Annotated in this window: 25 protein-coding genes; 12 read left to right on the forward strand and 13 right to left on the reverse strand. The window is 68.6% G+C overall.

The genetic code is table 11. The annotated features are described in order from the left end of the window. Positions 1–2: 2 nt before the first annotated feature. The 3 genes from ACZ7OI_RS21445 to ACZ7OI_RS21455 are packed head-to-tail and all read left to right on the forward strand — an operon-like array spanning position 3 to position 2,810. Positions 3–872, forward strand: coding sequence for an ABC transporter permease (locus ACZ7OI_RS21445; RefSeq protein WP_470265935.1), 870 nt, complete (start codon positions 3–5; stop codon positions 870–872). After that, positions 872–1,663: an ABC transporter permease gene (locus tag ACZ7OI_RS21450; protein ID WP_470265936.1), complete on the forward strand. Its 792-nt coding sequence runs from the start codon at positions 872–874 to the stop codon at positions 1,661–1,663. Before ACZ7OI_RS21445 ends, ACZ7OI_RS21450 begins: the two co-directional genes overlap by 1 nt. Next, entirely contained in the window at positions 1,656–2,810 is a 1,155-nt protein-coding gene (locus ACZ7OI_RS21455; protein WP_470265937.1) for an ABC transporter ATP-binding protein, read from the forward strand. Before ACZ7OI_RS21450 ends, ACZ7OI_RS21455 begins: the two co-directional genes overlap by 8 nt. A 425-nt stretch (positions 2,811–3,235) precedes the next feature. Here ACZ7OI_RS21455 and ACZ7OI_RS21460 read toward each other — a convergent pair whose 3' ends face one another. Continuing rightward, positions 3,236–3,688, reverse strand: coding sequence for a molybdopterin dinucleotide binding domain-containing protein (locus ACZ7OI_RS21460; RefSeq protein ID WP_470266000.1), 453 nt, complete (start codon positions 3,686–3,688; stop codon positions 3,236–3,238). A gap of 105 nt (positions 3,689–3,793) precedes the next feature. Here ACZ7OI_RS21460 and ACZ7OI_RS21465 point away from each other — a divergent pair, with 105 nt between their 5' ends. The 6 genes from ACZ7OI_RS21465 to ACZ7OI_RS21490 all read left to right on the forward strand — a co-directional run bounded on the left by ACZ7OI_RS21465 (position 3,794) and on the right by ACZ7OI_RS21490 (position 11,119). Beyond that, positions 3,794–4,021, forward strand: a complete 228-nt coding sequence (locus ACZ7OI_RS21465; protein ID WP_470265938.1) for a hypothetical protein — start codon at positions 3,794–3,796, stop codon at positions 4,019–4,021. Between the two features lie 185 nt (positions 4,022–4,206). Then, entirely contained in the window at positions 4,207–5,025 is an 819-nt protein-coding gene (locus ACZ7OI_RS21470) for an enoyl-CoA hydratase/isomerase family protein (RefSeq protein WP_470265939.1), read from the forward strand. Between the two features lie 5 nt (positions 5,026–5,030). Next, on the forward strand, positions 5,031–6,428 hold the full coding sequence (locus tag ACZ7OI_RS21475; RefSeq protein WP_470265940.1) for an aminotransferase family protein: 1,398 nt from the start codon (positions 5,031–5,033) through the stop codon (positions 6,426–6,428). 348 nt (positions 6,429–6,776) lie between these two features. Continuing rightward, positions 6,777–7,553 carry an SDR family NAD(P)-dependent oxidoreductase gene (locus ACZ7OI_RS21480; RefSeq protein ID WP_470265941.1) on the forward strand — a complete coding sequence of 259 codons (777 nt, stop codon included), beginning with the start codon at positions 6,777–6,779 and terminating at the stop codon, positions 7,551–7,553. Next, positions 7,550–8,464, forward strand: a complete 915-nt coding sequence (locus ACZ7OI_RS21485; protein ID WP_470265942.1) for an NAD(P)-dependent oxidoreductase — start codon at positions 7,550–7,552, stop codon at positions 8,462–8,464. Before ACZ7OI_RS21480 ends, ACZ7OI_RS21485 begins: the two co-directional genes overlap by 4 nt. A 339-nt stretch (positions 8,465–8,803) precedes the next feature. Continuing rightward, a complete protein-coding gene (locus ACZ7OI_RS21490; protein ID WP_470265943.1) occupies positions 8,804–11,119 on the forward strand; it encodes a LuxR C-terminal-related transcriptional regulator in 2,316 nt (771 codons plus the stop codon). 118 nt (positions 11,120–11,237) lie between these two features. Here ACZ7OI_RS21490 and ACZ7OI_RS21495 read toward each other — a convergent pair whose 3' ends face one another. The 8 genes from ACZ7OI_RS21495 to ACZ7OI_RS21530 form a co-directional block, all read right to left on the reverse strand. Next, a complete protein-coding gene (locus ACZ7OI_RS21495; RefSeq protein WP_470265944.1) occupies positions 11,238–12,353 on the reverse strand; it encodes an acyl-CoA dehydrogenase family protein in 1,116 nt (371 codons plus the stop codon). Continuing rightward, positions 12,350–13,525, reverse strand: coding sequence for an acyl-CoA dehydrogenase family protein (locus ACZ7OI_RS21500; protein ID WP_470265945.1), 1,176 nt, complete (start codon positions 13,523–13,525; stop codon positions 12,350–12,352). The genes ACZ7OI_RS21495 and ACZ7OI_RS21500 overlap by 4 nt, the downstream gene beginning before the upstream one ends. Further along, positions 13,522–14,754: an acyl-CoA dehydrogenase family protein gene (locus ACZ7OI_RS21505; RefSeq protein WP_470265946.1), complete on the reverse strand. Its 1,233-nt coding sequence runs from the start codon at positions 14,752–14,754 to the stop codon at positions 13,522–13,524. The genes ACZ7OI_RS21500 and ACZ7OI_RS21505 overlap by 4 nt, the downstream gene beginning before the upstream one ends. After that, positions 14,754–15,779, reverse strand: a complete 1,026-nt coding sequence (locus ACZ7OI_RS21510) for a phosphotransferase family protein (RefSeq protein WP_470265947.1) — start codon at positions 15,777–15,779, stop codon at positions 14,754–14,756. Before ACZ7OI_RS21510 ends, ACZ7OI_RS21505 begins: the two co-directional genes overlap by 1 nt. After that, positions 15,779–16,231, reverse strand: a complete 453-nt coding sequence (locus ACZ7OI_RS21515; protein ID WP_470265948.1) for a MaoC family dehydratase — start codon at positions 16,229–16,231, stop codon at positions 15,779–15,781. Before ACZ7OI_RS21515 ends, ACZ7OI_RS21510 begins: the two co-directional genes overlap by 1 nt. Beyond that, positions 16,228–16,986, reverse strand: coding sequence for an SDR family oxidoreductase (locus tag ACZ7OI_RS21520; RefSeq protein ID WP_470265949.1), 759 nt, complete (start codon positions 16,984–16,986; stop codon positions 16,228–16,230). The genes ACZ7OI_RS21515 and ACZ7OI_RS21520 overlap by 4 nt, the downstream gene beginning before the upstream one ends. Positions 16,987–17,073: 87 nt before the next feature. Further along, a complete protein-coding gene (locus ACZ7OI_RS21525; protein WP_470265950.1) occupies positions 17,074–17,829 on the reverse strand; it encodes an SDR family oxidoreductase in 756 nt (251 codons plus the stop codon). Beyond that, positions 17,826–19,043: an acetyl-CoA C-acetyltransferase gene (locus tag ACZ7OI_RS21530; RefSeq protein ID WP_470265951.1), complete on the reverse strand. Its 1,218-nt coding sequence runs from the start codon at positions 19,041–19,043 to the stop codon at positions 17,826–17,828. The genes ACZ7OI_RS21525 and ACZ7OI_RS21530 overlap by 4 nt, the downstream gene beginning before the upstream one ends. 185 nt (positions 19,044–19,228) lie before the next feature. Between ACZ7OI_RS21530 and ACZ7OI_RS21535 the strand changes: the two genes are divergently transcribed. Beyond that, positions 19,229–19,771, forward strand: coding sequence for a TetR/AcrR family transcriptional regulator (locus ACZ7OI_RS21535; RefSeq protein WP_470233590.1), 543 nt, complete (start codon positions 19,229–19,231; stop codon positions 19,769–19,771). A 119-nt stretch (positions 19,772–19,890) separates the two neighbouring features. After that, complete coding sequence (locus tag ACZ7OI_RS21540; RefSeq protein ID WP_470265952.1) at positions 19,891–21,264, forward strand: NAD-dependent succinate-semialdehyde dehydrogenase; 1,374 nt, start codon at positions 19,891–19,893, stop codon at positions 21,262–21,264. A gap of 66 nt (positions 21,265–21,330) precedes the next feature. Here the strand turns inward: ACZ7OI_RS21540 and ACZ7OI_RS21545 are convergent, their stop codons facing one another. From ACZ7OI_RS21545 to ACZ7OI_RS21555, 3 genes are read right to left on the reverse strand one after another with little or no spacing between them, the layout of a single operon-like run. After that, positions 21,331–22,569, reverse strand: coding sequence for a cytochrome P450 (locus ACZ7OI_RS21545; protein WP_470265953.1), 1,239 nt, complete (start codon positions 22,567–22,569; stop codon positions 21,331–21,333). A gap of 44 nt (positions 22,570–22,613) precedes the next feature. Continuing rightward, complete coding sequence (locus ACZ7OI_RS21550; protein WP_470265954.1) at positions 22,614–23,789, reverse strand: NAD(P)/FAD-dependent oxidoreductase; 1,176 nt, start codon at positions 23,787–23,789, stop codon at positions 22,614–22,616. A 5-nt stretch (positions 23,790–23,794) separates the two neighbouring features. Continuing rightward, on the reverse strand, positions 23,795–23,998 hold the full coding sequence (locus ACZ7OI_RS21555; protein WP_470233585.1) for a ferredoxin: 204 nt from the start codon (positions 23,996–23,998) through the stop codon (positions 23,795–23,797). A gap of 248 nt (positions 23,999–24,246) precedes the next feature. Here ACZ7OI_RS21555 and ACZ7OI_RS21560 point away from each other — a divergent pair, with 248 nt between their 5' ends. Beyond that, positions 24,247–25,404 carry an acyl-CoA dehydrogenase family protein gene (locus ACZ7OI_RS21560; protein ID WP_470265955.1) on the forward strand — a complete coding sequence of 386 codons (1,158 nt, stop codon included), beginning with the start codon at positions 24,247–24,249 and terminating at the stop codon, positions 25,402–25,404. 50 nt (positions 25,405–25,454) lie between these two features. On the opposite strand, the gene ACZ7OI_RS21565 is transcribed toward ACZ7OI_RS21560, so the two are convergent. Further along, positions 25,455–26,798, reverse strand: coding sequence for a flavin monoamine oxidase family protein (locus ACZ7OI_RS21565; protein WP_470265956.1), 1,344 nt, complete (start codon positions 26,796–26,798; stop codon positions 25,455–25,457). Positions 26,799–26,806: the final 8 nt, after the last annotated feature.

Consider the following 26,806-nt stretch of genomic DNA (forward strand, 5'->3'; position numbering starts at 1 on the left):
CGATGAATGTGCTGACAGCAGCGCTGTACCGGTCGAGATGGGTCCTCGCCGCCGCGGCGGCGATGGCTTTCCTCGCCCTGTTCTTCGTCTACCCGCTGGGCACGATGTCAGTGCGGAGCTTCACCGACTTCGTGTCTAGCGGCGACTCCGGATTCGCGAACTACCACTGGTTCTTCACCAGCGACGTGCAGTTGACCATCCTGCGCCGGACCTTCCTGACGTCCGTCTTCGTCACCGTGCTCTGCTTGGCCATCGGGTATCCGTACGCCTATCTGATGACCGTGGTCTCCACCCGGTGGCGGATGATCATGCTGGCCGCCGTGCTGATGCCGTTCTGGACCAGCCTGATCGTGCGCACCTACTCCTGGATCATCCTGCTCGGGGACAGCGGCCCGGTCGTCAAAGCGCTGCGCGCCTTGGGATTCGGCAACGTCCGCCTTCTGGGCACGACGACGGCCGTGACCATCGGCATGGCTCAGATCATGCTGCCGTTCCTGGTTCTGCCGCTGTACTCCCAGCTGACCCAGATCGACCGGACGCTGCTGCGGGCCGCCGAGATCCACGGCGCGACACCGCGGACCGCCTTGCGGACGGTGTACCTTCCGCTGTCGGTTCCCGGGATCACCGCCAGCAGCACCATCGTGTTCGTGCTCACGCTGGGCTTCTACTTCACGCCCGCCCTTCTCGGATCGCCCCAGAACAGCCTGCTGTCGCAGCAGATCGTCAGCCAGGTCAACTCCCAGCTGGCCTTCGGACGAGGTGGAGCCATGGCGCTCGCACTGCTCCTCATCACCCTCCTGATTCTCGCCGGAGGCTCACTGCTCGGACGGCCCTTCACGCGAGCGCTGGGCACGAAAAGCGAGGTGCGCTGATGAAGCAACCACGCCGCATCGCGCTCAAGGCGTTCTGCGCTCTGATCGCGCTGCTTCTCGTCGCACCCGTGCTGGTGGTCGTTCCGATGGCCTTCACCAGCTCACGCACCTTCCAGTTCCCTCCGCCCGGGTTTTCGACCCAGTGGTTCGGCGAGCTGTTCTCCGATCCGGCATGGACCGATTCGTTCGTGCTCTCGCTGAAGGTGGCCGGCATCGTCGTGGTCCTGGCCACCTCGCTGGGCACGTTGGGTGCTTTCGCGCTCGTACGGGGCCGGGGACGGTGGACGACGCCGGTGTCCGCGTTCCTGATGGCCCCGATGATCGTGCCGGGTGTGATCACCGCGATCGGCGTCTACTACGTTTTCCTGAAGTGGCATCTGGCGGGATCGTTCACCGGCTTCGTCGTCGCCCACACCGCCCTCGCGATCCCGATGGTCGTGATCCCCGTGCGCGCTTCCTTGCAGGGCTTCGACCGCCGGCTCGAACGAGCGGCCGCCTCCCTCGGGGCGGGACCCGTCGCGACTTTCTTCCACGTCACCGTGCCCCTGCTCGCGCCCGGCATCCTGACCGGCGCGCTGTTCGCCTTCCTGGTGTCCTGGGACGAAGCGATCGTCTCGCTCTTCCTGGCCAGCCCGTTCTCCCGCACCCTCCCCGTGCAGCTCTACCAGAGCGTGACCAGCTCCCTCACCCCGACGATCGCCGCGGCGTCGACCGTGATCATCGCCGTGAGCACAACGCTTTTGGTCGTCGCCGGGATCATCGCCGGCAGAAGAGAGGCCAAGAATGCCTGAACGCGTCCTCGGCGCCGCCATCGAAATCCGCGACCTGAGCAAGCGCTACGGCGAGGTCGCCGCTCTGGACAAGATCTCCCTGGATCTTCCGGCAGGCGAGTTCGTCACCCTGCTCGGGCCCAGCGGCTCCGGCAAGACCACCACCCTCAACACGATCGCCGGCTTCCTGCAGCCCGACAGCGGTCATGTCCTGCTGGACGGCAAGCCGATCGAGCAAGTGCCGCCCTACAAACGCAACATCGGCATGGTCTTCCAGAACTATGCGCTCTTTCCGCACATGACCGTCGCCAACAACGTCGCTTTCCCGTTGAAGCGGCGCAAGACCCCCAAGGCCGAGATTCGCGAGCGGGTGGGCCGGAGTCTCGAACTGGTCGGACTGGGCGGCATGAGCGCGCGGTATCCGCGCGAACTCTCCGGAGGCCAGCAGCAACGCGTGGCTCTCGCCCGCGCGCTGGTGTTCGAGCCGCGGGTGCTCCTCATGGACGAGCCCCTCGGCGCGCTGGATCGCCGCCTTCGCGCCAGCCTCCAGCTGGAGTTCAAGCGGATCCACCGCGAGCTGGGCATCACCTTCGTCTACGTGACCCACGACCAGGACGAGGCGCTGGTCATGTCCGATCGCATCGCGGTCTTCAACAACGGCTCCGTCGAACAGGTCGGCACCGCGACAGATCTCTACGAACGGCCCCGGACGCTTTTCGTCGCGGAGTTCCTCGGCGACTCGAACGTTCTCCCCGGCACAGTGGCCGACACCGGCGCCGGGCGCCTGCTGCGCGGCGACGGCTACGACCTGCGGCTGCCCACATCCGGCTCAGTCCTGCCCGCCGGATCGTGCGGAGTCGTGACCGTCCGCCCGGAGCGGGTGCTCGTCCGGCCTGATACGGGGACGGCGGTCTCCGCCTCCGGGACGAACGTTCTCCCGGGTCGGGTCTCCCAGGTGATCTACATGGGCGGCATCCGGCGGCTCGATCTCCAGCTCGACGCCGGCTTCTCGATGATCGCGCAGGAACAGTCGGGCAACCAGTCGTCCGTCGCCGCGGGCGACCCGGTACTGGCGACGTGGGACCCCGAGCATTCGGTCGCGCTCCCCAATTCCGATGGAGCTGCCAAGGCCGGCGTGGTCATCGGAACCGTCGACGCAGCCGATTGACGGCTAGGTCCGTGAAGGCCCCTTCAGGGGAGATTCCTTCAAGGGGCCTTTCATTGACCGCAAACCCGATGCCGCGGACTCAAGGCGGTGCTGCGGGTGTGGCTGAAGCGAGGCTGCCCAAGTCGAAGGGGCCGGCGGGAGCGGCGTGCGATCCGTGAGGGGAACCCTCGCGGACTCTGATTTCCCATGCCGGGAACTTCAGCTGCGTGGTCCCCCGCCTGCCGACTGTCCACAAAGGATGCCAGACTCGGCGCAATGCCCGATCAGTGCCCGCATGACCGGGTGCGCAGGTCCGTGAGGGCCTCCCTGAGGGAATCTGATTCCCTCAGGGTTCCCCTCACGGACACGAAGACCAGGTCAGGCGGGGTCAACCAGGTATTTCGGCGGGCTTATCCGCCGGCGACGGCGGTGCTCCCCGACCGAGATCAAGAGATCGACTGGCCTGGCCGGCGCCGCGTCACGGGCGGCTCGTACGCGCGGCTCTTCGGCGCCTCCGGGAACGCGGAGATGCGGACGAGACAAGTCTGTGCGGAACTGGCTTGGGCGAGGCGTGATGTCCCGAGATCGGGGGTGAGCACGTTCGGGTTGCCCTGGAGGTCGAGGGAGCCCGGCTCGCCGGGATTTTCCGGGTCATACCAGCCTCCGGTGGCCATCACCACGACACCGGGCAGGACACCGTCTGTCGTCCGGACGGCAGCCACGCATGCCCCGCGCCGGTTGCTCACCTTCACGACCTCGCCGCCGGCGACGCCCAGCGAACAGCGACAGTCTGTCCGGCCAAAGGCTCGTTTACGTGAACTACGGCGGGGACACACTGGCCGCTGCCAAGAAGGCAGGCTCGAGCCCTTCGCGCATAAGACAGCAGTCCAGGTTGCCACCGACTCGCCTTCCGACCCGGTCAAGGTCGTCCAGAACCACAGCTTCGCCGCGCGGGCGGCGCTGTACGCGATCAAGGGATCGAAGGCCCCGAAGGCGCAGCCGCATTGCTGAACTACATCGCGACGCCGGAAGCGCAGGCCGCGTTCACCGAGAACACCCCTTACGGCCCCACGACTCCCAAGTCGAAGCCGAAGGTACCCGCGATCTTCGAGGAATGGCTCCCGCAGAACAACGTCGACAAGATGAACGGCGAGGCCGCGTATAACAGCAAGTGGTGGGCACAGAACACGGAACCTGCCTTCTCTGCCTGGGCCGCGATGACTGCCGGATGACCTGCTGGACCGGGGTGTGGCCACCGGGGTGGCGACACCCCGGTCTGTCACCGGCCCGGAGCACTCGCACCGCCCGGCTGCCGCGTGGTCCGGTCGGGGCGCGGCGAACCCGCTGATTCCCCCGGCTGGGTGCGGTTGGTCTGCGGCCGACAGCGTGCACCACCTCGCGTGCCGACGATGCCTCCATGACGGAAGCCTTGGTGCTGACCTCGCTCGAAGACGACGTTCTGACGATCACCCTGAACCGGCCGGCACGACTCAACGCCCTCAATCCCGAACTCCTGCAGGCATTCGACGAGGCCTTCGAGCAATTGGACGCGTCGACCCGGGTCGTCGTCCTGCGCGGAGCGGGTCGTGCGTTCTCCGCGGGGCACGACCTCAAATGGTCCGCCGAACAGGCCAGCAGACCACCGATGACCGAGGACGAACTGGCCGCCGCCACGGACCGGCTGCACGAGATCACCCGTCGCATCCGGTCCTGCCCGGTTCCGGTGGTCTCCCGGGTGCAGGGCTACGCGATCGGCGGCGGCGCCGAGATCGCGCTGAGCGGCGACCTGGTGATCGCGGGCGGTTCCGCGGTGTTCCGCTTCACCGAGACCGCCGTCGGGCTCGTCGTCACGAACAGCTTCACCGCGGTGCTGCCGCGTACCGCCGGTCCGGTCGTCGCGAAAGAGATCATCTTGCTCGGCGAGCCCTTCGACGGTGCGCAAGCCCAAACATGGGGGCTGGTCAACCGGGTGGTCGACGACGCCGAACTGGATGCCGAGGTCGCCCGCGTCGTCGCCGTCCTGAAGCGCAAGTCGCCTACCGCGCTGCGACTGGCCAAGAACCTGGTCGACCAGGCATGGGAAGGCACCGCGGAGCAGATCATGCGCCGCGAGACGCTCGCCAGCGTCGAGGCGTCCCAGGGACCCGACTCCACAGAAGCCGCCGCGGCCTTCGCCGAAGGTCGCGAGCCGCGGTTCGCGCCGCGCGTCACCGTCCACGAGAACACGAGGAGCTGATTGAGATGGCGGAATCTCCAGAGGTGGCTTATGCCCCGCTCGAGGCCGACGGAGAGTGGGGTCGCGCCTTCAACTACCACGCACTCGACGTAGAAGTGGAGCGAGCCGAGGGCGTCTTCATCTACGACACCAAGGGAAACCGGTACTACGACATCTCCGGCGGGCCGATGGCCGTCAACCTCGGACACGGACATCCGAAGATGCGCGAGGCGATCGTCGAGCAGTTCGACCGGTACTGCTTCGTGCACCCGACGCTGGCCAACCGGCGCCGGATCGACCTCGGCGAGGCCATCGCCGAGATCACGCCGGAGGGGCACAACAGCAGCTACCTCGTGTCAGGCGGCTCGGAGGCAGTCGAAACCGCACTGAAACTCGCCCGGCAGTATCACGTGGCCACGGGAAACCCGGGCAAGCACAAGATCGTCAGCTGCTACGAGTCGTACCACGGGATGACCCTGGCGACGATGGCGCTGTCGGGCCACCCCGGCACACTGCGGCACTACGACCCGATGATCCAGCACTGGCCGAAAATTCATCAGTACAGCGACGCACGCCGCCCCGAGGGCGTCAGCCGGGACGACTGGGCACTGAGCTGCGCGCGCGACTTGGAGCGCCTCATCGCGTTCGAAGGAGCCCCGACCATCGCCGCCTTCATCGCCACCCCGCACGGCTGCGGCTCCGATTACGGCATCGTCGCACCCGCGCTGTACTGGCAGGAAGTACGTCGCATCTGCGACGAGAACAACGTGCTCTTCATCGACGACGAGGTCGTCACCGGATTCGGCCGCACCGGCGAATGGTTCGGCATCGACCACCACGGCGTCGTGCCGGACATCATGACCTTCGCGAAGGGCATCTCGTCGGCCAATGTCCCCCTGGGCGCGGTCTCCGTCCACGACCGGGTCAATCAGCCCTTCGTCAACGGCGTGGGCTTCGTCCACGGCTTCACCAACGGCGGAAACGCACTGGCCTGCGCGGCCGGCGTCGCGACGATCGACATCATCAAGGCGGAGGGCCTGCTCGACAACTGCCGGGCCCGGAGCGCGCAATTGTTCGCCCTTCGCGAGAGCCTGCTGGCCCATCCGTCCGTGGCGGACGTCCGCGGGTGGGGTCTCTTCATGGTCCTCGAGCTGGTCGGCCCTGACGGGCGGACCTACTTCCCGAGGAATGCCTACGCCGAGCAGCGCTTCCAGCAGGTCGGTCTGGCAAACGGCCTGGTCTTCTACTCGGCGCTGTACGGAAACCGGCGTGCCATGGGCGAACGCGGCCTTCCGATGTGGATCTCGCCGCCGCTGACCATCACCGAGGCGGAACTCGACGACATGGCCGCGCGCCTCGACGACACGCTGACGGACTGGGAACAGCTGATGGGCTTCCCGCCGGCTGGAGAGGAACGCCCGTGACGAAGAAGGGCGTGGCACCGCCAACTCGATGACCTCCCCGCGCTGTGGCCGCGAATGCGCGGGGGCAAGGGCGCGTGGATGCAGGTTCGGGCGCGGCCGCACCCACGCGCCCGAACCGGCATTGCGCGCCCATAGTGGTCGTTGCCGCGGGGAACGGTCCGGCGCGCGGCGGGAAACGGCCCGGCTGGGGGAAGCTCCGCCGCGGAACGGACTCTCCCGCCCTCGGCACCGTGCTGCCTTCCGCCGCGCGGCGGAACATCCGGGACGACCGGCGAAGCATCACCCATCTGGGCAGGTTTCCTTCCCGCCAACGGCATCTGCGGCCCGTTGACGGGGAGCCTCCAGTCCATGAACGCCTTCTCCGATACCAGCGACCTGTTCGACCTCACCGGCAAGCGGGTGCTCGTCACCGGTGCCAGCCGCGGCATCGGCCAGGCCATCGCCGTCGGCCTCGCCCGCCGCGGCGCGAACGTCGTCGGCGCCGCCCGGTCCGAAGACGGTTTGCGCGAGACCGCCAAGCTCATCGCCGACACCGCCGGGACTTTTCAGGCCCACGCGGTCGATCTGCGGTCCAGCGACGCGATCCACTCCTGCGTGACGACGGCCGCGGAGACGCTGGGAGGTCTGGACGTCCTGGTGAACAACGCCGCGGACGACCACGACTCCTCGATCGAGGACACCGATCCGTCCGTCTTCCAGCGGGTCATCGAACTGAACCTCCAGTCCTGCTGGCTGCTGACCCGCGCCGCGTCGCCATACCTGAAGGACGGCGGCGGCAAGGTCATCAACATCGCGTCCGTGCTCGGGCTCGTCGGCATGCGCGACGACAGCGCCTACATCGCCGCCAAACACGGACTCGTCGGCCTCACCAAAGCCGTCGCCCTCGAATGGGCTCGCAAGAACGTGCAGGTCAACGCGATCGCTCCGGGCTATGTCCAGACGGCGATGCTGCCGGACCTGGAAGCCAACGAGGCCGTCGCGAAGTACATCCGCAGGCAGGTCCCGATGGGCCGATGGGCGCAGCCGGAGGAATTCGTCGGCCCGGCGACGTTCCTCGCCTCGGCCGCCTCGGATTACCTGACCGGCCACACGCTGGTCGTCGACGGCGGCCTGACCGCCCAGTGACCGCCACCGGACAACGCCACGACGTCGCGGTCGTCGGCTGCGGTCTGATGGGTGCCGCGCTCGCTCAGACACTCGCCGACCACGGCCGCGCCGTCGCGGTCTGGAACCGCACGCCGGAACGCGCCGAGCGCCTCGCCCGTGAGGGGATCGTGCCGGTCCGCGCGATCGAGGACGCGGTCGCCGACACGCCGCTCGTCATCGCGTGCACGGCCGACTACGCGACAACTCGTTCTTCGCTGGAGCCAGTGCGAAATTGGAACGGGACCACCTTGGTCAACCTCGGCACGAGCGTCCCCGCCGAAGCGGAATCAATGGCTGCATGGGCCGCAGAGCGCGGCGTGCCCTATTTGGACGGTTCGCTCCTCACCTTCCCCGAGTTCGTCGGCTCGCCGGACGCGCTCGTGCTGTACTCAGGTTCTCCTGAGGTCTGGTCGGCGCACGAAAAGACCCTTCGGTGCCTCGGCGGCAAGTCCCAGCACATCTCCGAGCGGATCGGCGCGGCCAGCGCGGTGGATTCGGCGATGATCGGGTCGTTCTACGTGACCGCGATGGGCGCCTACCTCGAGGCAGCCAGCTACGCCAAGGCGCAGGGCGTCCCGGCGGAGATGCTCCGCGAGACCACCAAGCTGGTGCTGCGCACGATCGGCCACAGCAGCAAGGAGGCAGCCGCGGCCATCGAGAGCGGCGACTTCGCCACCGACCAGGCCACGCTCGAAACCTATGCCGCGGGCGCGAAACGGACGGCCGCCGCACTGCGCGCGGACGGCCGCCGGCCGCGGCTGCTCGAGGCCGCGGTCACGACACTGGAGGAGGCGGACGCAGCGGGCTTCGGCAAGCTCGGCCTCTACGCACAGGCGCTGCTCTCCCTCCCCCGGCCGGACGGGAAACCCGACGAAAGGGGCGACGCCTAGCCCAGCCCAGAAACTCTCGCACCGGACCCGTCGTCGAGTAGCGCCCGAGGAGATCTGACCGCTTGCGCGAGACGGGGGCGGCCGTCTGCACCGCGAGACCGGCCTCGACGACCGCCCGCGCGCTCGTCGAGGCCGGTGTCGGCAGGGCACTGCTGGAGGGGTTCGGTCCAGTCGGCGAACACGCCCGGACTGGCTTCGACCGCTTCGCGCAGGAACGGGTGCTGACCGCTTCTCCGACGCCCGTGTTCGCGCGGTCCGAGCCGCATGCCGAAGCCGCCAACTGTGATCGGCCGGGCATAGACTTCTCCACGACCCGCCCACCGCGAGACCAAGGACCTCATGGCTTCTCCGTCTGCCTCAACGACGAGGACAGTCCCGGCCAGCCTCACGAGTTTCGTGGGCAGGCGCAACGACATCGTCGCCGTCCGCCAGTTGTTCTCGAGTACCCGGCTCGTGACGCTGACCGGTCTCGGCGGAGTCGGCAAGACCCGGCTCGCGCTCCAGGTCGCGAAGGAGCTGAACCGGGCGTTTCCCGACGGGGTGTGCCTGGTCGAACTGGCCTCGCTGAAGGACCCCGACCTTCTTCCGCACACCGTGCTCGACGCACTCGGGATCCGCTCGCGGACCACAGCCGGCCCGCTCGCCGTTCTCCGCGACTACCTCCAGCCGCGCCGGCTGCTGCTGATCCTCGACAACTGCGAGCACCTCGTCGAAGCGATCGCGGACTTCGTTGACGAGGTGCTCGGCGCCGCGCCCGAAGTGAGCGTCCTCGCCACCAGCAGGCACGCGATCCGGCTGCGCGGCGAGCACCTCTACCCGGTCTTCCCGCTGCTGGTCCCCGACCCGAACGCCGACCTCGCGCCGGGCGACTCCCTGCACTATCCCTCGGTCGCCTTGTTCGCCGACCGGGCGGCGTCGGTCGTGCCCGGGTTCCGGATCACGCCCGGAAACGAGGCCGCCGTCGTGCGGCTCTGCCATCGTCTCGAAGGCATCCCGCTGGCTCTGGAACTGGCCTCGGTCCGGCTGCGGGTGCTGACCGTGCAGGAGCTGGCCGACCGGCTGGACGACCGCTTCCAGCTCCTGCGGGAGAGCAACCGCACCATCCCCGAACGGCACCGAACGCTGCAGGGGCTCATCGACTGGAGCTACGACCTCTGCACCGACGCCGAACAGGTGCTGTGGATCCGTTCGTCGGTCTTCGCCGGCGGGTTCGACATCCCCGGGGCCGAAGCGGTGTGCACGGACGACCGCCTCCCGCCTGCCGACGTCCTCGACACCGTCGCGGGGCTGGTGGACAAGTCCATCCTGGTCCGGGAGGAGCACGGGACCCACGTCCGGTTCCGGATGATGGAAACCATCAGCGAATACGGCCGCACCCGGCTGGCCGCGGCCGGCGAGGAGACCGCCCTGGCTCGCCGCCACCGCGACTGGTACGCCCGTCTCATCAAGACCGCTGAACGGGAATGGGCGGGACCGCGGCAAGAAGAGTGGGCGCTGCGGCTGCAACAGGAGTACGCGAACCTGCGCCATGCGCTGGAGTACTGCGTGTCCGACCCGGCCGAGGCCCGGACCGGCCTTGCCATGGCCTCCGTCCCGTGGTTCTGGGGTGCGATGGACCACATGGACGAAGCACGCCTGTGGCTGAACCGGGCGCTGGCCCTGGACCCCGCACCGAGCCGCGAACGAGCTTGGGCACTGGCCACGACCGCGTACGTCGGCGCCTTCGAGGGCGGCGACCAGACCTTGGCGAAGCTGCCCGAGCAGGCGCGGGATCTGGCGGTCGAACTGGGCGACCTCGGCGCACTGGCGTTCGCCAACCATGTCCGCGGGTTCTTCCGGTCGTTCGGCCCGGTCGAGAAGATCGGGGCCGCGCTCTCGATCTTCGCCGAAGCTCTCGAGCAATACACCGAGGCCGGCGTTCCCGCTCAGTACGCCGACAGCCTCCGGGTGGAAATGGCCACCACCTACATCCTCCTCGGCGAGTTCGACCGCGCGGCGGAACTCGTCGAGGAGCTTTTCGAACGCTGCGCCGCGGCCGGGGAACGCTGGAATCTCTCGTATGCCCGATGGCTGCGCGGGATGCTCGCGTTAGTCCGGGGCGAGCACGAGACGGCGGAAGCCGAGCTTTTCGAGGCGCTGCGGATCAAACGGCCCTTCCGCGACACCCTCGGCTTGGCCTTGACGCTCGAAGTGCTCGCGTGGGTCGCCGCCGACCGCGGCGAAGCCGACCGCGCGGCCACCCTGGTCGGCGCCACCGACAGTTTGTGGCGGACGATCGGCGCCCGGCTGATGCCCGGAACGCGCAGACGGTACGAACGGCAGGGCCGGATGGACCTGGCCGCGGAGAAGTTCCAGCCTGCCCGTGAGCGCGGCGGCAGGTTCACCGTCGAAGAAACGCTCGCGTTCGCCCTGCGCGAGCCGCAGCAGCAGTCCGAACGCAGAACGGAATCCGCGCCGTCCGGGCTGAGCCGGCGCGAACTCGAGGTCGCCCGGCTGGTCGCCGAGGGCATGTCGAACCGGGAGATCGCCGCGAAACTGGTGATTTCCCTGCGGACCGCCGAAGGCCATGTCGAAAAGATCCTGGCCAAGCGCGGGTTCAAGGCGCGCACCCAGATCGCGAGCTGGGTGCTTCAGCAGGAAGCGGACGGGCGGTAAGCGATTCGCTTGCGCTGCCAGGGCTTCCGCGTCAGTGGAACTGGCCGCGACGGCCGACGGGCTCCAGCAGGTCGCGCGCCGCACCTGCTGGAGCCCAGTGGTCCCACCGAGACAGCCGTCAGGCTGGGCGGACCGGCGCAGGAGGCAGATCCGCCAGGCGGGCAAGGGCGCCTCGGTGCGCGCCCGGAGACCCCAGCGCGAGCTGACCGGCCTTGGCCCGCTTCAGATACAGGTGCGCCGGATGCTCCCAGGTCATCCCGATGCCCGCGTGCAGCTGAACCGCTTCCTCCGCCGCGTGCACTGCCATGTCGCTGCAGTAGGACTGGGCGACGGCCGCTGCGATCGGCACGTCCGAGTCGTCGGCGGCCAGCGTCGCCGCGGCGTAACCGGCGGCCGCCGATCCTGACTCGATCTCGGTGTACAGGTCGGCCAGCCGGTGCTTCAGCGCCTGAAACCCGCCGACGATGCGGCCGAACTGACGCCGCTCCTTCAGGTAGGACACCGTCGTCTCCAAGCACCACCGCGAGATCCCGACCTGCTCGGCCGCCAGTAGTGCTGCTCCCGCCGTGAGCGCGTGCCGAATCGCCGGCTCCGCATCGTCGAGGACCACCAAGCCCTGTGCCCGGTCAAACGTGAGGTCGACGAGCTGCCGGGTCATGTCCAAGGACACCACCGGTTCCGTCCGGACGGCGTCAGCGTCGACCGCACACACCGCGACGCCGTGCGGCGTTGCGACCGGCACCAGGAGCAAGTCCGCTTCGAGCGCTCCGGCGACGCTGGTGACAGTGCCGGTGACGCGGTCGCCCTCTGAGGTGAGCGCCGGGAGCACGTCATACGGACCCGTCGACCACGGCACGGCCAGCGCGGCAGTGCGGGTCCCAGCCGCCAGTTCGGCGAGCAGTGGCGAATCGGAGTTCAGCAGCACGGTCGTGGCGATCACCGAACTGGTCAGGAAGGGAGCCGGTGCGGCGGCCCGGCCCAATTCCTCAGCCACGACCGCCGCCTCTCGCGCCGATGCGCCGTGCCCGCCGCGAGACTCCGGCACGAGCAGGCCAGCCAGTCCGAGATCGACCGACAGGGTCTTCCACAGGCCGCCGACGACCTTGCGATCACCGTCGTACAGCGCCGTCACCGCGTTCGGGTCGCACCGGTCCGCGAGCACGTCCCGCACGCTGGCGCGCAGGTCCTCCTCGATCTCCGTCGGGAGCAGATCGAGATCGCTTGCCGGGGTCATCGCGGGATTTCCTTCCAGGGGACGTCTTTGTCGACGCGCGGTTCGCCGGGCAAACCCAGTACCCGCTCCGCGACGATGTTGCGCAGGATTTCCGAGGTGCCGCCCTCGATGGAGTTGCCCTTGGCGCGCAGGTAGCGGTATCCCGCGTCGCGGCCGGTGAAGTCGACCAGCTCCGGTCGGACCATCGTCCAGTCGGAATAGCGCAGGCCGTCCTCGCCGAGCAGTTCGAGTTCGAGGCCGGACAGCGCCTGGGAGAGCCGCGCGAAGGTCAGCTTCATCGTCGACCCCTCGGGGCCGGGCTGGCCCTGAGCCAGCTTCTGCCGCAGCCGGGCGCCGGTGGCGCGCGCGACGTCGGCTTCCACCCACAGCTTGAGCAGACGGTCGTGCAGTTCGGGCGTCCGCTTCTCGGGATGCTCCCGCCAGGCAGCGGCGACGACGCCGATCATGCCGGACTCGCGCTCGGCTGACTTGCCGATCGAGACGCGCTCGTTGTTGAGCGTCGCGTTCGCGACCTTCCAGCCCTCCCCGACCGCGCCGAGCCGCTGGCTGTCCGGGATCCGCACGTCGGTCAGGAAGACCTCGTTGAACTCGGCCTCGCCGGTCAGCTGCCGCAGCGGGCGGACGTCGACGCCCGGATCGGTCAGGTCGCACAGGAAGTACGTGAGCCCGAAGTGCTTGGGCAGGTCCGGATCCGTCCGGGCCAGCAGGATCGCGAACCGCGCGTTGTGCGCGCCGGAAGTCCAGACCTTCTGTCCGTTGACGACCCACTCGTCCCCGTCGCGCACCGCGCGGGTGGAGACGTTCGCCAGGTCGGATCCTGCCCCTGGTTCGCTGAACAGCTGGCACCAAATCTCTTCGCCGGTCCACAATGGACGCAGGAAGCGGTCCTTCTGTTCCGTCGTGCCGTAGCTCAGGATCGTCGGCGCGGCCATACCGAGCCCGATCCCGTTGCGCTCGGGGCGGTTGGTCGGTGCGCCCGCCGCGGCGAACAATCGGTCCACTTCGGACTGCAGCGCTTGCGGCAGCCCGAGGCCGCCGTATCCCTCGGGAAAGCCGACCCAGGCCAGACCGGCATCGAACCGGGCCCGCAGGAACTCGGTGCGCTCGGTGGTCGCGGGGTCGTGCGCGGCGAGAAAACCGGTGACCCTTTCGGCGAGTTCGTCGGGCGTCATTTCGCTTGCCTCCGTTCGGCTTGGCGACGCAGTTCCGCCTTCGCCAGCGCGTTCTTGTGCACCTCGTCCGGCCCGTCGGCGAACCGCAACGTCCGGTTGGCGGAATAGGCGGCGGCCAGGGGAAAGTCCTGCGAGAGCCCGCCCGCGCCGTGGAGCTGGATCGCTTTGTCCAGGATCCACTGCACGGTGCCGGGCGTGGCGATCTTGATCGCCTGGATCTCGGTGTGCGCGCCTCGGTTGCCGACGGTGTCCATCAGCCACGCCGTTTTCAGGACCAGCAGCCGCAGCTGCTCCAGCCGCACTCGCGACTCGGCGATCCAGTCGCGGATCACGCCTTGCTCGGCGAGCGGCTTGCCGAACGCGACCCGTTCCGCGGCGCGAGCGCACATCAGCTCGACGGCCCGCTCCGCGACACCGATCGCCCGCATGCAGTGGTGGATCCGTCCCGGCCCGAGGCGGGCCTGAGCGATGCCGAATCCCTCGCCCTCGCCCGCGATCAGATTCGCGGCGGGGACCCGTGCGTCCTCGAAGACCAGTTCCGCGTGGCCGCCGTGCTCGTGGTCGTCGTAACCGAACACGTGCATGCCGCGCACGACGGAGAAACCGGGCGTGTCTCTCGGAACCAAGATCATCGACTGCTGCCGGTGCCGCTCGGCGGACGGGTCCGTCTTCCCCATCACGATGAAGATCCGGCAGTTCGGGTTCATCGCGCCGGTGATCCACCACTTGCGGCCGTTCAAGACGTACTCGTCGCCGTCGCGCACGATGCTCAGCTCGATGTTCGTCGCGTCCGACGAAGCGACCGCGGGCTCGGTCATCGCGAAGGCCGACCGGATCTCGCCGGCCAGCAGAGGTTCGAGCCAGCGTTCCTTCTGCGCCGCAGTGCCGAACTGGGTCAGCACTTCCGCGTTGCCGGTGTCCGGTGCGGCGCAGTTCAACGCTGCTGGCGCCAGGTGTCCGCTGCGTCCGGTGATCTCCGCGAGCGGGGCGTACTGCAGGTTGGTGAGACCGGCGCCATGTTCACCGGGCAGGAAGAGATTCCACAGACCGCGACGCCGCGCTTCGGTTCGCAGCTCACGCATGATCGGCGCGCTGTCCCACGCCCATCGGTCCGGCAACGCCGCAAGCTGCTCCGGGAACACCGACTCGGCCGGATAAACGTGGCGGTCCATGAAGTCGAGCAGTTCGGCTCGCAGTTCTTCGGTGCGGGCGTCGTACTGAAATTCCATCAGCGGTACTCCCTCATCGCGTCCAGGCCGCGCTCGAGCAGCGGTTCGACGGACTGCCCGACCTCCGCGAAACCGTCGCCGACGGTCTGCCCGTTGACGTACCGGAAATGGATGCCCTCCACGATTCCGGCCAGCTTGAACGACGCCAGGCCGAGGTAGAAGCCGAACCGGGAAAGATCGCGGTCGCTCGCGGCGGCGTACCGCTCGATGATCTCGCGCTCGGACAGAAACCCGGGCGCCGACGCGACATCCACGATCTGGTTCCCGGACGCTGTCTCGCCGAGGCGGCCGTAGACGAGCATCAGCGCGAGGTCGGTGAGCGGGTCGCCCAGTGTCGCCATTTCCCAGTCGATCACTGCCCGCAGCCGGTCCTGGTCGTCCACGAGCACGTTGTCGAGCCGGAAGTCGCCGTGCACGATGCCGGTCGCGGATTCGGCGGGCACCGAGGACAGCAGCGCGATGTACAGCTGGTCGACTCGCGGCAGGTCCCGGGTATGCGAAGCGTCCAACTGCCGCTTCCACCGGATCACCTGGCGGTGGAGGAATCCGTCCGGACGGCCGAAGTCGGCCAGTCCGACCTCGAACGGGTCGACGGCGTGCAGCGCGGACAGCGTGTCGACCAACGACTCGGCGATCGCCCGCGTCCGCTGAGGACCCAACGGGGCGATGTCCGCCCGGAACCGGTACGGCCGCCCGCCGACCCGTTCCATCACGCAGAACGGAGCACCCAGCACCGTCTCGTCGCGGCAGAGCGCGAAAGTGCGCGGCACTGGCACCGCGGAATCCTGCAGAGCAGCCATGACGCGGTATTCGCGGGCCATGTCGTGCGCGGTGGCCAGCAGGTGACCGACCGGAGGGCGACGGACGATCCACGTGCGGACGCCGTCGCTCACCTCGTAGGTCAGATTCGACTTGCCACCCGCGATCAATCGCGCCGACAGTTCCGCACCGGCCTCCGGGACCGCGGTCGGCAGCCACTCCCCCAATCGACCGAGATCGAGGCCCGGCAACGACTCCTGCCCCATCACGGCACCACGACCGCGAGCAGGTCGACCACGCAAGCCGGTTTACCGCCGTCCTCGCGCTCGACTGTCACCCGGGTCGTCACCTGATAGCCCATTGTCTTCCGAGTGACGCCGAGAAGCTCAACGCCCGCCCGTACGCGGGAGCCGACCGGAACCGGCGAGGGAAAGCGCAGCCGGTCAGCTCCGTAGTTCAGCCCGGCCGACACTCCGTCGATCCGGTAGACCTGCCAGCTCAGCATCGAAACGAGGCTCAGGGTGAGGAATCCGTGCGCGATCGTCGTGCCGAACGGGCCCGACGCTGCCCGCTGGGGGTCGACGTGAATCCACTGGTGGTCCCCCGTCGCCCCGGCGAAGGCATCGATCCGCTCCTGGCTGATCGTGTGCCACTCCGAGTACCCGAGATGGCTCCCGACCGCCTGTTCCAGCTCCGCGACTCCGTCGAATGTCCTCACGCCTTCGGCCCGCCCGCCACGTAGAGCACCTGGCCGGAGACGAATCCGGCGCCTTCGCTGGCGAAGAACGAGACCGCGTGCGCGACGTCGGCGGGCAGACCGCCGCGGGCGACCGGGATGTCCTTGACCACGGCGGTCCGGAAGTCCTCGAAGGACACGCCCATCCGCTCGGCGGTGGCCTTGGTCATCTCCGTCTCGATGAACCCGGGCGCGATCGCGTTGGCGGTGACCCCGAACTTGCCCAGTTCCAGGGCGAGGGTCTTGGTGAAGCCCTGCAAGCCCGCCTTGGCCGCCGCGTAGTTGGCCTGGCCCCGGTTGCCGAGCGCCGAAGTGCTGGACAGGTTCACGATGCGTCCCCAGCCGGCCTTCGTCATGAATCCTTGTACCGCGCGGCTCATCAGGAAGGACCCTCGCAGGTGGACGCCCATCACGGCGTCCCAGTCCGCGGCCGTCATCTTGAAAAGCAGGTTGTCGCGGAGGATCCCGGCGTTGTTGACCAGCACGGCCGGGTCGCCGAGTTCGGCTGCGACGCGGCCGACAGCGGCCTCTACCGCTTCCTCGTCGGAGACATCGACGCCGACGGCGAGCGCGGTGCCGCCAGCTTGGGTGATCCGGTCGACTACGGCCGCGCACGCCGCCTCGTCCAAGTCGAGAACGGCGACCGCGAATCCGTCCGCGGCAAGGCGTTCGGCGACACCGGCGCCGATGCCTCGGGCAGCGCCGGTGACGACGGCGGTACGGCGGGTGGTGGTCATGCATGACTCCTGTCGATGGTGTTTGTGGCCGGGTCTCGTGAGTGGCTATGCCGGTTCTAACCGGCGCCGCCACTCACAAGGCCCCCTCTATTCGCCCGCGGTGAGGCTTACGCCGCCGTCGATGACGACGGTCTGCCCGGTCATCCAGCCGGCGTCCGGCGAGAGCAGGAACGCGACGACGCTGCCGATGTCCTGGGACTCGCCCAGTCGCTTCAGCGGATATGCCTGCGCGGCCTGTTCCTCGCGTCCTTCGTAGAGCGCAGTGGCAAACCTCGTCTTCACGACTGCGGGGGCGACCCCGTTGACCCGGATGCCTGGGCCGAGTTCCACCGCGAGCAATTCCGTCAGGGAATTCAGCATCGCTTTGGTGGCACCGTAAAAGCCGATGTTCGGGGCCGTCCGGACGCTGGAGAGCGACGAGACGTTGACGATGGCGCCCCCGTGGTCGCGCATCCAGGCGCGATACACGTGCTGCACCCAGGAAACTGCGGCGACGCAGTTGACCTCGACCACCTTCCGCGCCACTGCGAGGTCGAGGTCGACCAGCGGCCCGTAGACCGGGTTGATCCCGGTGTTGTTGACCAGGAAATCGACGCTGCCGAAGGTGTCGATCGTCTGCCGGACAGTATCCGCCTGGTGCTCGGCGTCGTCCGCCTTGCCCGCGACCGCCAGTGCCGTTTCCGGCCCGCCGAGGCGAGCGACCGCTTCGTCCAGGGCCTCCCGCTTGCGGGCGGTGATGACCACTCGCGCGCCATCGGCGACCAGGCGTTCGGCGACGGCGAGCCCGATGCCGCGGCTGGCACCGGTGACGATCGCGGTCTTGCCCGCGAACCGGCCGGTCACGACAGCCGCTCCAGCACCATCGCCATGCCCATGCCGCCGCCCACGCACATCGACTCGACACCGAACTGCTTGTCGTGCCACTGCAGGGAGTTGATCAGGGTCGCGGTGATCCGGGCGCCGGTCATGCCGAAGGGGTGGCCGACGGCGATCGCGCCGCCGTTGACGTTCAGCTTTTCCAGCGGGATGCCCAGCTGCTGCGCGGAACCGAGCGACTGCACGGCGAACGCTTCGTTGATCTCGACCAGATCGATGTCACTGAGAGCCAGACCGGCGTTCTTCAGCGCCGCCGGGATCGCCTCGACCGGGCCCAGCCCCATGATCTCCGGCGAGAGCGCGGTGACCGCGGTGGAAACGATCCGGGCCAGCGGCGTGAGCCCGAGTTCCTTCGCGCGGGTGTCGCTCATGACCACCAGCGCGGCCGCACCGTCGTTGAGCGGGCACGCGTTCCCGGCCGTCACCGTCCCATCCGGACGGAACACCGGCTTGAGCTGGCTGACACCTTCGAGGGTCGTGCCCGGCCGGGGGCCGTCGTCGGCGGTCACGACCGTGCCGTCCGGCGTCGTCGCCGGCGTGATCTCGCGAGCCCAGAAGCCCTCTTCGATCCGTTGCACGGCAAGGTTTTGGCTGCGGACGCCGAACGCGTCCTGATCCTCGCGGGACATTCCGAGCACCTGGGCGACGTTCTCGGCAGTCTGCCCCATCGCGATGTAGAGGTCCGGCAACTCCCCAGACTCGCGCGGGTCAGTCCACGCTTCCGCACCGCCAGCGGCACGCTTCTCAGTGCGCGCCTGGGCGTCGGCGAATGCCGGGCTCTGCGCCTCGGGGATGTCGGCCGTGCCGTTGACGTAGCGGCTGACCGTCTCCACCCCGGCGGAGAGATAGGCGTCGCCTTCCCCGGCTTTGATCGCGTGGAAGGCCATCCGGGTGGTCTGCAGACTGCTTGAGCAGTAACGGTTTACGGTCACGCCGGGCAGGTGGTCCAATCCGGACAGGACGGCGACCGCCCGGCCAAGGTTGTTGCCGGACTCGCCGGCCGGCTGCCCGCAGCCCAGGATCAGGTCGGCGATGTCGCGCGGGTCCAGCTCGGGCACCTTGCCGAGCACCGCCCGCACCATCTGGGCGGCGAGGTCGTCGGGCCGGATCTCCTTGAGCGATCCCTTGCCCGCCCGGCCGATCGGGGAACGGGCGGTGGCGACGATGACTGCTTCGGGCATGTGTTCTCCTGGTTTGACTAAGCGCTCGCTTATGTCAAGCTAGGCCGCACCGCCGCGCATCCCGCGGCACATCCACGACGTCGCACCCGGCTGGGGGATGCCCCGGCGGCCCGACGAGAGGACCACCCGTGCCGGACACTCCAGAGCACCCCCGAGACACTCGTTCCCTCCTCCACGAAGCGGCGGTGAAAGCGTTCGCGGACAAGGGTTTCCACGGGACCACCACGCGCGACATCGCCGCCGCGGCCGGAAAGAGCCCGGCAGTGCTCTACGTGCACCACAAATCGAAAGAAGAGCTGCTGTACCAGATCTCCAAGGACGGACACGAAACAACGCTCCGCCTGGTCCGGGCGGCGATCGCGGCTACCGGCGATCCGGCCGAAGCGCTGTGCCGGGCGATGCACGATTTCGCCCTGCACCACGCGAGCAGCCCGACCGGCGCGCGCATCGTCAACTACGAACTCGCCGCGCTCGCTCCCGAACACCTGACCGAGATCCGCGGCATCCGGCACGCGATCGACGCAGAGATGCGCGGGCTCGTCGCCCGTGGCGTCGAGGCGGGCGCGTTCGACGTGCCCGACGTCGACCTCACCGCGGCCGCGATCCTCTCGCTTGGCATCGATCTCGTGCGCTGGTACCGCGACGGCGGCCGCTGGACCCCGGAACAGATCGCGGACCGGTATGCCGGCCTGGCGCTGCGCCTGGTCGGCGCAGCGCCTCGGAACTGATTGCTGCCCCCAGCCGCGCATCCCCCGGCCAGGCACTCCTTGCGAGACGAAAGCCCAGCCGCGCTTCGGGTCGCCCAGGGTGGACGCCACGCGCCCGGCGATCGAGAAAGAAGGATGACGTGAGCACCTACGCCGTTGTCGACCCCACCAGCGGGAAGACCCTTAAGGAGTACGCCGCGCTGTCGGACGGCGAGCTGGCCGCGAAGCTCGACCGCGCCGAGTCCGCCTACCGCCAGTGGCAGCGTTCGTCGTCGGTCTCCGGCCGAGCGGCGCTGCTCGGCAAAGCGGCAGCACTGTTCGCCGAGCGCCGAGACGAGCTGGCGCTCATCATCAGCCGGGAAATGGGCAAGCCGACCAATCAGGGCGTCCTGGAAGTCGACTTCGCCGCCGCCATCTTCGAGTACTACGCCGAGCACGCCGCGGAATTCCTCGCCGACGAACCGGTCCCGCTCCAGTGGGGCGAAGGCACCGCAGTGATCCGGCGGCAGCCCGTCGGCATTCTTCTCGGCGTGATGCCGTGGAACTACCCGTACTACCAGGTCGCCCGCTTCGCCGCGCCGAACCTGATGGCAGGCAACACGATCCTGCTCAAGCACGCGTCCCAGTGCCCGGAGTCGGCGGCCGCGATCGAACAGCTGTTGCTGGACGCCGGTTTTCCGGCCGGCGCCTACGAGAACGTCTACGCCACCTACGCCCAGATCGACTCGATCATCGCCGACCCCCGGGTCGCCGGAGTGTCGGTGACCGGTTCGGAGAAGGCCGGCGCGCACGTCGCGGCGACCGCGGGCCGGCACCTCAAGAAGGCAGTCCTCGAACTCGGCGGCTCGGACCCGTTCCTCCTGCTGAGCACCGACGATCTCGACACCGCGGTGGAATCCGCACTGGGCGCCCGGTTCTACGACAACGCCGGCCAAGCGTGCAACGGCGCGAAGCGCTGGATCGTCATGGACGATCTCTACGACGCGTTCCTCGCGAAGGTGACCGCGACGCTGGCGCAGCTCGAACCCGCATCACCGACCGCCGAGGACACCGTCCTCGGTCCCGTCTCCTCGGTCGGCGCCGCGGAGGGCCTCGAGGAGCAGCTGCGCCGCGCCGTCGACGGTGGAGCGCGAGTCGCGTTGGGCGGCACGCGGGACGGGGCTTTCTTCGCTCCCACTGTCCTGGTCGACATCGACGCTGGGAACGCGGCGGCCAAAGAGGAGTTCTTCGGCCCCTTCGCGAATGTGTACCGCGTGCGCTCGGAGGAGGAAGCGATCGCGGTCGCGAACGACACTCCGTTCGGGCTCGGCTCCTACGTGTTCAGCACCGATCCGGAGCAGGCGCAGCGGGTCGCGGACCAGCTCGAAGCCGGCATGGTTTACGTCAACCTCGTCGGCGCCGAGGAACCCGGCCTGCCGTTCGGCGGCGTGAAGCTGTCCGGGTTCGGGCGCGAACTCGGCCGGCTCGGCGCGGAAGAGTTCGTCAACCGCAAGCTCATCCGGACAGCGGGCTGAAGAACCGGTTGAAACACCGCACCGCCGCTGCTCGTTCTCCGGGCAGCGGCGGTGCTGTGTTGTGCGTCAGTCGGCCCGCGGGCTGAGCCGGACCGGCAACGCCTTGACCTGATTGATGAAGAACGACTCGGCGTGCGGCGCGTCGCCGACGATCTCCATCTCCGGATAGCGTTTCAGCGTTTCCTCGAGCATCAGCCGCAGTTCCAGTCGCGCCAACGCGTTGCCGAGGCAGAAATGCCTGCCGCCGGCCCCGAACGCCTGGTGCTCCGGGTTCCGGGTCACGTCGAAGCGATCCGGGTCCTCGTAACGGTCCTCGTCGCGGTTCGACGACGGGTACCACATCACGACTTTGTCGTCCTCTTTGATCAGCTGGCCGCGGATCTCGACGTCTTTCGTCGCCGTCCGGCGCATCATCGAGAACGCCGGGAACATCCGCAGCGCCTCCTCGACCACACTCGGCACCAGCGACGGGTCGTCGAGGACTTTCTCGCGTTCCCCCGGGTTCTCGATCAGCGCCCTAACAGCGCTCACGTACGTAGCCATCGTGCTGTCGTTGCCTGCCCCGATCAGCAGCAACGTGCCGTACATGATCTCCTCGGCCGAGAGCGTCTCGCCGTCGATCTCGGCGTGCACGAGGATGCTGATCAGGTCGTCGGTCGGATTCGTCCGCCGGGTCTCGATCATCTCGGTGACCTCTGCCGCCAAGGTCGGCAGCAGCTCGTTGACGTACGCGTCGATCCCGCCGGGGTTCAGGTCCGGGTCGTCCCGCCCCATGTACCGCTTCATGTAGCCGGCCCACTTGGCGTCCTCGGACTCCGGAATGCCGAGGAGCCCGTGGATCACCCGCGCCACGATCGGCTGGGATACCGCGCTCACCAGGTCGCAGGTCTCCTCGCCGTCGAGGCGGTCGAGCACGGACACGACGATCGCCCGGATCCATTCCTCGTGTTCGGCGATCTTCTCCGCGGTGAAGCCCTTGAGGAAAAGCTGCTTGATCCGGTCGTGCTTGGGCGGGTCCATGCCGATGAACTCGGCGCGCGCGAACTCCAGCGGGATCTGGTGGTTGGTGATGTCGATGCCCCACCGCTCCGAGGAGAACGTCTTCCAGTCGCGGCTCACCGCGGCGACGTCGTCCGCCTTGGCCAACGACCAGAAGCCCTCTTCCTCCGGCAGCACCGGGATGCCCGGCGACCAGTGCACCGGGCACTTCGCCCGGAGGTCGGCGAAGACTCCGTGCGGGGGACCTGCCGTCCACAAGCCGAATTCGGCCAGGGTCAGATTTTCCGGAATTCCGTCCGCGGCCATTGGCTTCTCCAGGTCCGTCGATGCCGGTGAAGTCGCGAGCGCGGTCAGGAGCCGACCGCGTCCGCCCAGGACACGCCGTCCAGAATGGCCCGCTTTCCGAGTGCCAGCTGACGCGGCGCGTTCACGCAGAGCACCCCGCGGAGCCGGTCGCCGCGCCCGAACATCGCGACGAGCGACTTCTCGTCCGCCTTCGTGATTTTCACCTGGTCGTCGCCGCTGACGTGGCCCACGAACTTGACCTTGGCCTCGAACTGGTCGGACCAGAAGTACGGGACCGGGGCGAACGGCTCGCTCTCGCCGAGCAGTGTCCGGGCCGCGTGCACGCCCTGCTCGACGGCGTTCAGCCACTGCTCGACCCGCATCGTCTCGCCGAACAGCCGGTTCGGCCATTGCACGAGGTCGCCGGCCGCCACCACGTCCGGAGCGGTCGTCCGCAGCGTCTCGTCGCAGACCACGCCGTTCGCGACTTCGACGCCGCTGCCGCCGAGCCAGCCGGTCGCCGGCTGGACGCCGACACCCGCGACGATGAGGTCCGCCGCCAGCACCGTGCCACCGGCCAAGTGGACCTGGCTCCCGTTCGGCGCGCTCTCGATCCGCTCGATTCCGGTGCCGCAGTGCAAGTTCACCCCGTGCCCGACGTGGTGGTCCTGAAACCAGCGGCCGAGTTCCGCGCCGAGCACCCGGGTCAGCGGGACCGGCGCGATCTCCACGACCGAGACGTCCAGCCCCATCTTCCGGGCGGTGGCGGCGACCTCCAGCCCGATGAAGCCCGCGCCGATCACCACCAGATGGCGGCCCGGGACCAGCTGCTCGTGCAGACTCAGCGAATCCGACAACGACCGCACCTCGTGGACGCCCGGCACGCCCTCCAGGACCGGCAGCGGCCGGGTCCGGGATCCGGTGGCGACGACCAAGCCGTCGTAAGACAGCTCCCGGCCGCCCTCGAGGAACACCGTTTTCCCGCCAGCGTCAAGCCCGACGGCCGCCGCGCCGAGCGAGACGTCGACGGCGTTCTCCTGATACCAGCCGGGTTCTTTGATCAGCAGGGCCGCGCGCTGCTGTCCCTCCCGCAATGCGTCCTTGGACAGCGGAGGACGGTCGTAGGGCAGCACGTTCTCGGCGCTCACCAGCGTGATCTCGCCCTCGTGCCCCGCGCGCCGGAGCCCGTCGACGGCGTTCACCGCCGCCACCGAGCCGCCGACCACGACGATGCGGTCCATCGCCGTCAGCCCTTCCCCAACGTGATGACGCCCTCGGGGCACGACCGCACCGCGCGCTCGGCCTCTTCGAGGCGGTCGTCGGACGGGTGCGGCTCCAGAAGGACGGCCTGGCCGGATTCGTCGTCGATGTCGAAGAGATCCGGGCATTCCATCATGCAGCAAGCACAGCCCGTGCATCCTTCGAGGTCGATCGTGAGCGTCAGCGCCATGATGTGCTCTCCTTGCGTTCCGGCGAACCTGGCCGGAAGTGTGGAGCGTTCCCGGCGGGCACCCGCGCCGCGCGGGCAAAGAATGCCCGACCGGGGGTGTCCCGGCCCCGGAGCAGGCTCGCTCCATCCCCCACCCGGGCACGAGCACGCGCGACGGCCGCGAGGCAGCGGGGACGGCTGCCTAGATTCCCGGAAGCCGCGGGCGCGCCGACGGCTGCGCCGGACTCCCCCGAACAAGCTGAGGATTCATGCACCGCACTGTGTTTGACGAAGACCACGAGTCCTTCCGCAAGACGCTGAGATCGTTCCTGCAAGCGGAAGTCCTCCCGCATTACGACGAATGGTTCGCGGCCGGCGGAGTCCCCCGCAAGCTGTACCGCGACCTCGGCGAACTCGGCCTGTTCGGCATCTCGGTGCCGGAGGAGTACGGCGGAGCCGGTCTGACGACGCACAAGTTCACCGCGATCGAATACGAGGAGATCGCCCGGGTCGGGGTCCTGCTCGGCGGCTCCAGCTGCCATGTCCTGCTGGCCCTCCCGTACCTGAAGCTGCTCGGCACCGACGAACAGCTGCGGCGGTACCTCCCCGGGTTCGTCACCGGCGAGCAGATGTGGGCGCTCGCCATGACCGAGCCCGGCACCGGCTCCGACCTGAGCGGCATCCGCACCACCGCCAAGCTCTCCGCCGACGGCACGCATTACGTCCTCAACGGCGCCAAGACGTTCATCACCGGCGGCGTCAACGCCGACCGGGTGATCGTCGCCGCCCGCACCAGCCCGCCCCGCGAGGACGACCGCCGGTTCGGCCTCTCCCTGTTCGCCGTCGACACTTCGCTGCCCGGATACCAGGTCGGGCGCAAGCTGGACAAGCTGGGGCTGCGCACTTCCGACACCGCCGAACTCGCGTTCACCGACGTCCGCGTGCCCGCCGAGGACCTCCTCGGCAAGGAGGACAAGGGATTCTCCTACCTCGGGCACAATCTCGCCTCGGAGCGCTGGGGAATCGCGCACGGCGCGTACGCCCAGGCGAAGGCGGCTGTCGCGCTCGCCCAGGCCTACACCGCGGACCGGAAGGTCTTCGGCAAACCCGTCGCGACGTTCCAGAACACGAAGTTCGAGCTGGCCGCGTGCAAGGCGGAGGTCGACGCGGCGGAAGCAGTCACCGACCGCGCGCTGGAGGCGCTCGACGCGGGCGAACTGAGCCCGGCAGAGGCGGCTTCGGCCAAGCTGTTCTGCACGGAGGTCGCCGATCGCGTGATCGATCGCTGCCTGCAGCTGCACGGCGGTTACGGCTACATCAACGAGTACCCGATCGCCCGGCTTTACGCGGACAGCCGGGTCAACCGGCTCTACGGCGGCACGTCCGAGGTGATGAAGCTGATCATCGCCCACGACATGGGGCTCTGACCTTCCGCGGGAAGACCGCCGCGGCACTGTTCCGCGGCGGTCTTCCTGTTTCACGATTCCAGGCTCTGCAAGGTTTTCCGGGCCGCGCGCTGCCCCGACGCCGCCGCGGCCGCCAGCGAAGGATCGCCGAGATAGTCGCCCGCGAACCAGATCGGACCGACCGGCACACGCAGAGTTTTCTGCGACGCGTCCCGCTTGCCCGGCTTCCAGTAGGAGACCACCCGCGGCTGCCGCTTGACCACCACGCGGTCGATCGCGCCGTCGAGTTCCGGGAACAACCGGATCAAGTCGCGGAGGAACACGTCCTCGATTTCCGCGTCAGAGAGCCGGGACAGCTCATCGGCGGCGGCACCTCCGGACAGCAGAACCAGCGCACCGCCGGGCTTTCGCGGACCTTCGACGCGCTGCGGAGCCGCGTGATTGAACACCATCTGGAAGGACAGCTCCGGCGTCGAGATGCCGTAGTAGTCGTCCCACCGCTGCGAACCCTGTTCCTTGGTGAAGACGCCGGCGAGGACATACCGGCCGTACTCGATGTCCGACAACGCCGCGCGGTATGCGTCCGACAGGTCGGGCATGACCGCGAGGGCGCAGTCGGCCGGAGTCGCCACGATCGCGCGTTTCGCCGTCAACCGCACCGCACCGTCCTCGTCGGCGTACTCGACGGTCACGCTGCTGTCCGTCCAGGTGAGCTTCCGTACCTCGGACCCGAGCCGCAGCCGGTCGCCGAGGTCTTCCGCGAGTGCGTCGGTGAAGGACTGGTTCCCGCCGACGGGCAGCGCGAAGTTCGGCACTTTCGCCGCCTTCTCCAACGCGGTTCCGATGGAGATCGCGAGCTGGGTAGCCGCGGTTTCCTCCGGCTCGCAACCGATCCATTGCCCGGACCACGCGCTGAAGAGCGCGGTCATCTCGCGCGACCGGACACCCGCCATCAGGGCCTCCGCACCGGTTCGCGCTTCGAGGCGGGCCCGCATCGCACGGGCGGTCTCGGCGTTCTTCCCGAAGAGCCGGGCGTAGGCGTACTTGATGCGCAAGCCGACCCGCGCCAGCTCCATCTTGGCGGCCAACGGCATCCGGGAGCGCAGCAGCAACAGCGGCGGGCTGTCCGTGGTCACCATGCGGCCTTTGAGGTACAGCGCCGCCTTCCGTCCGGCGAGCGAGCCCCGCTCGATCCGGTAGCGGTCCATCACCTCGAACAACGGCCCGGCGCCTTCGGTGAACTGGGTCCCGATGTTGAGCCAGTAGTCCCCGTGCCGGACGGATTCCACGCGGCCGCCGGGCCGGTTCGCGGATTCGAGCACGACGACGTCCGTCGATTCCGCCAGTGTCGACCCGGCTACCAGACCGGCTGCCCCGGCACCGATGACAACGACTTCACACTGCTGTTCACGCACGTTTTTGT

The sequence above is a fragment of the Amycolatopsis sp. NPDC114503 genome, from assembly GCF_055633655.1.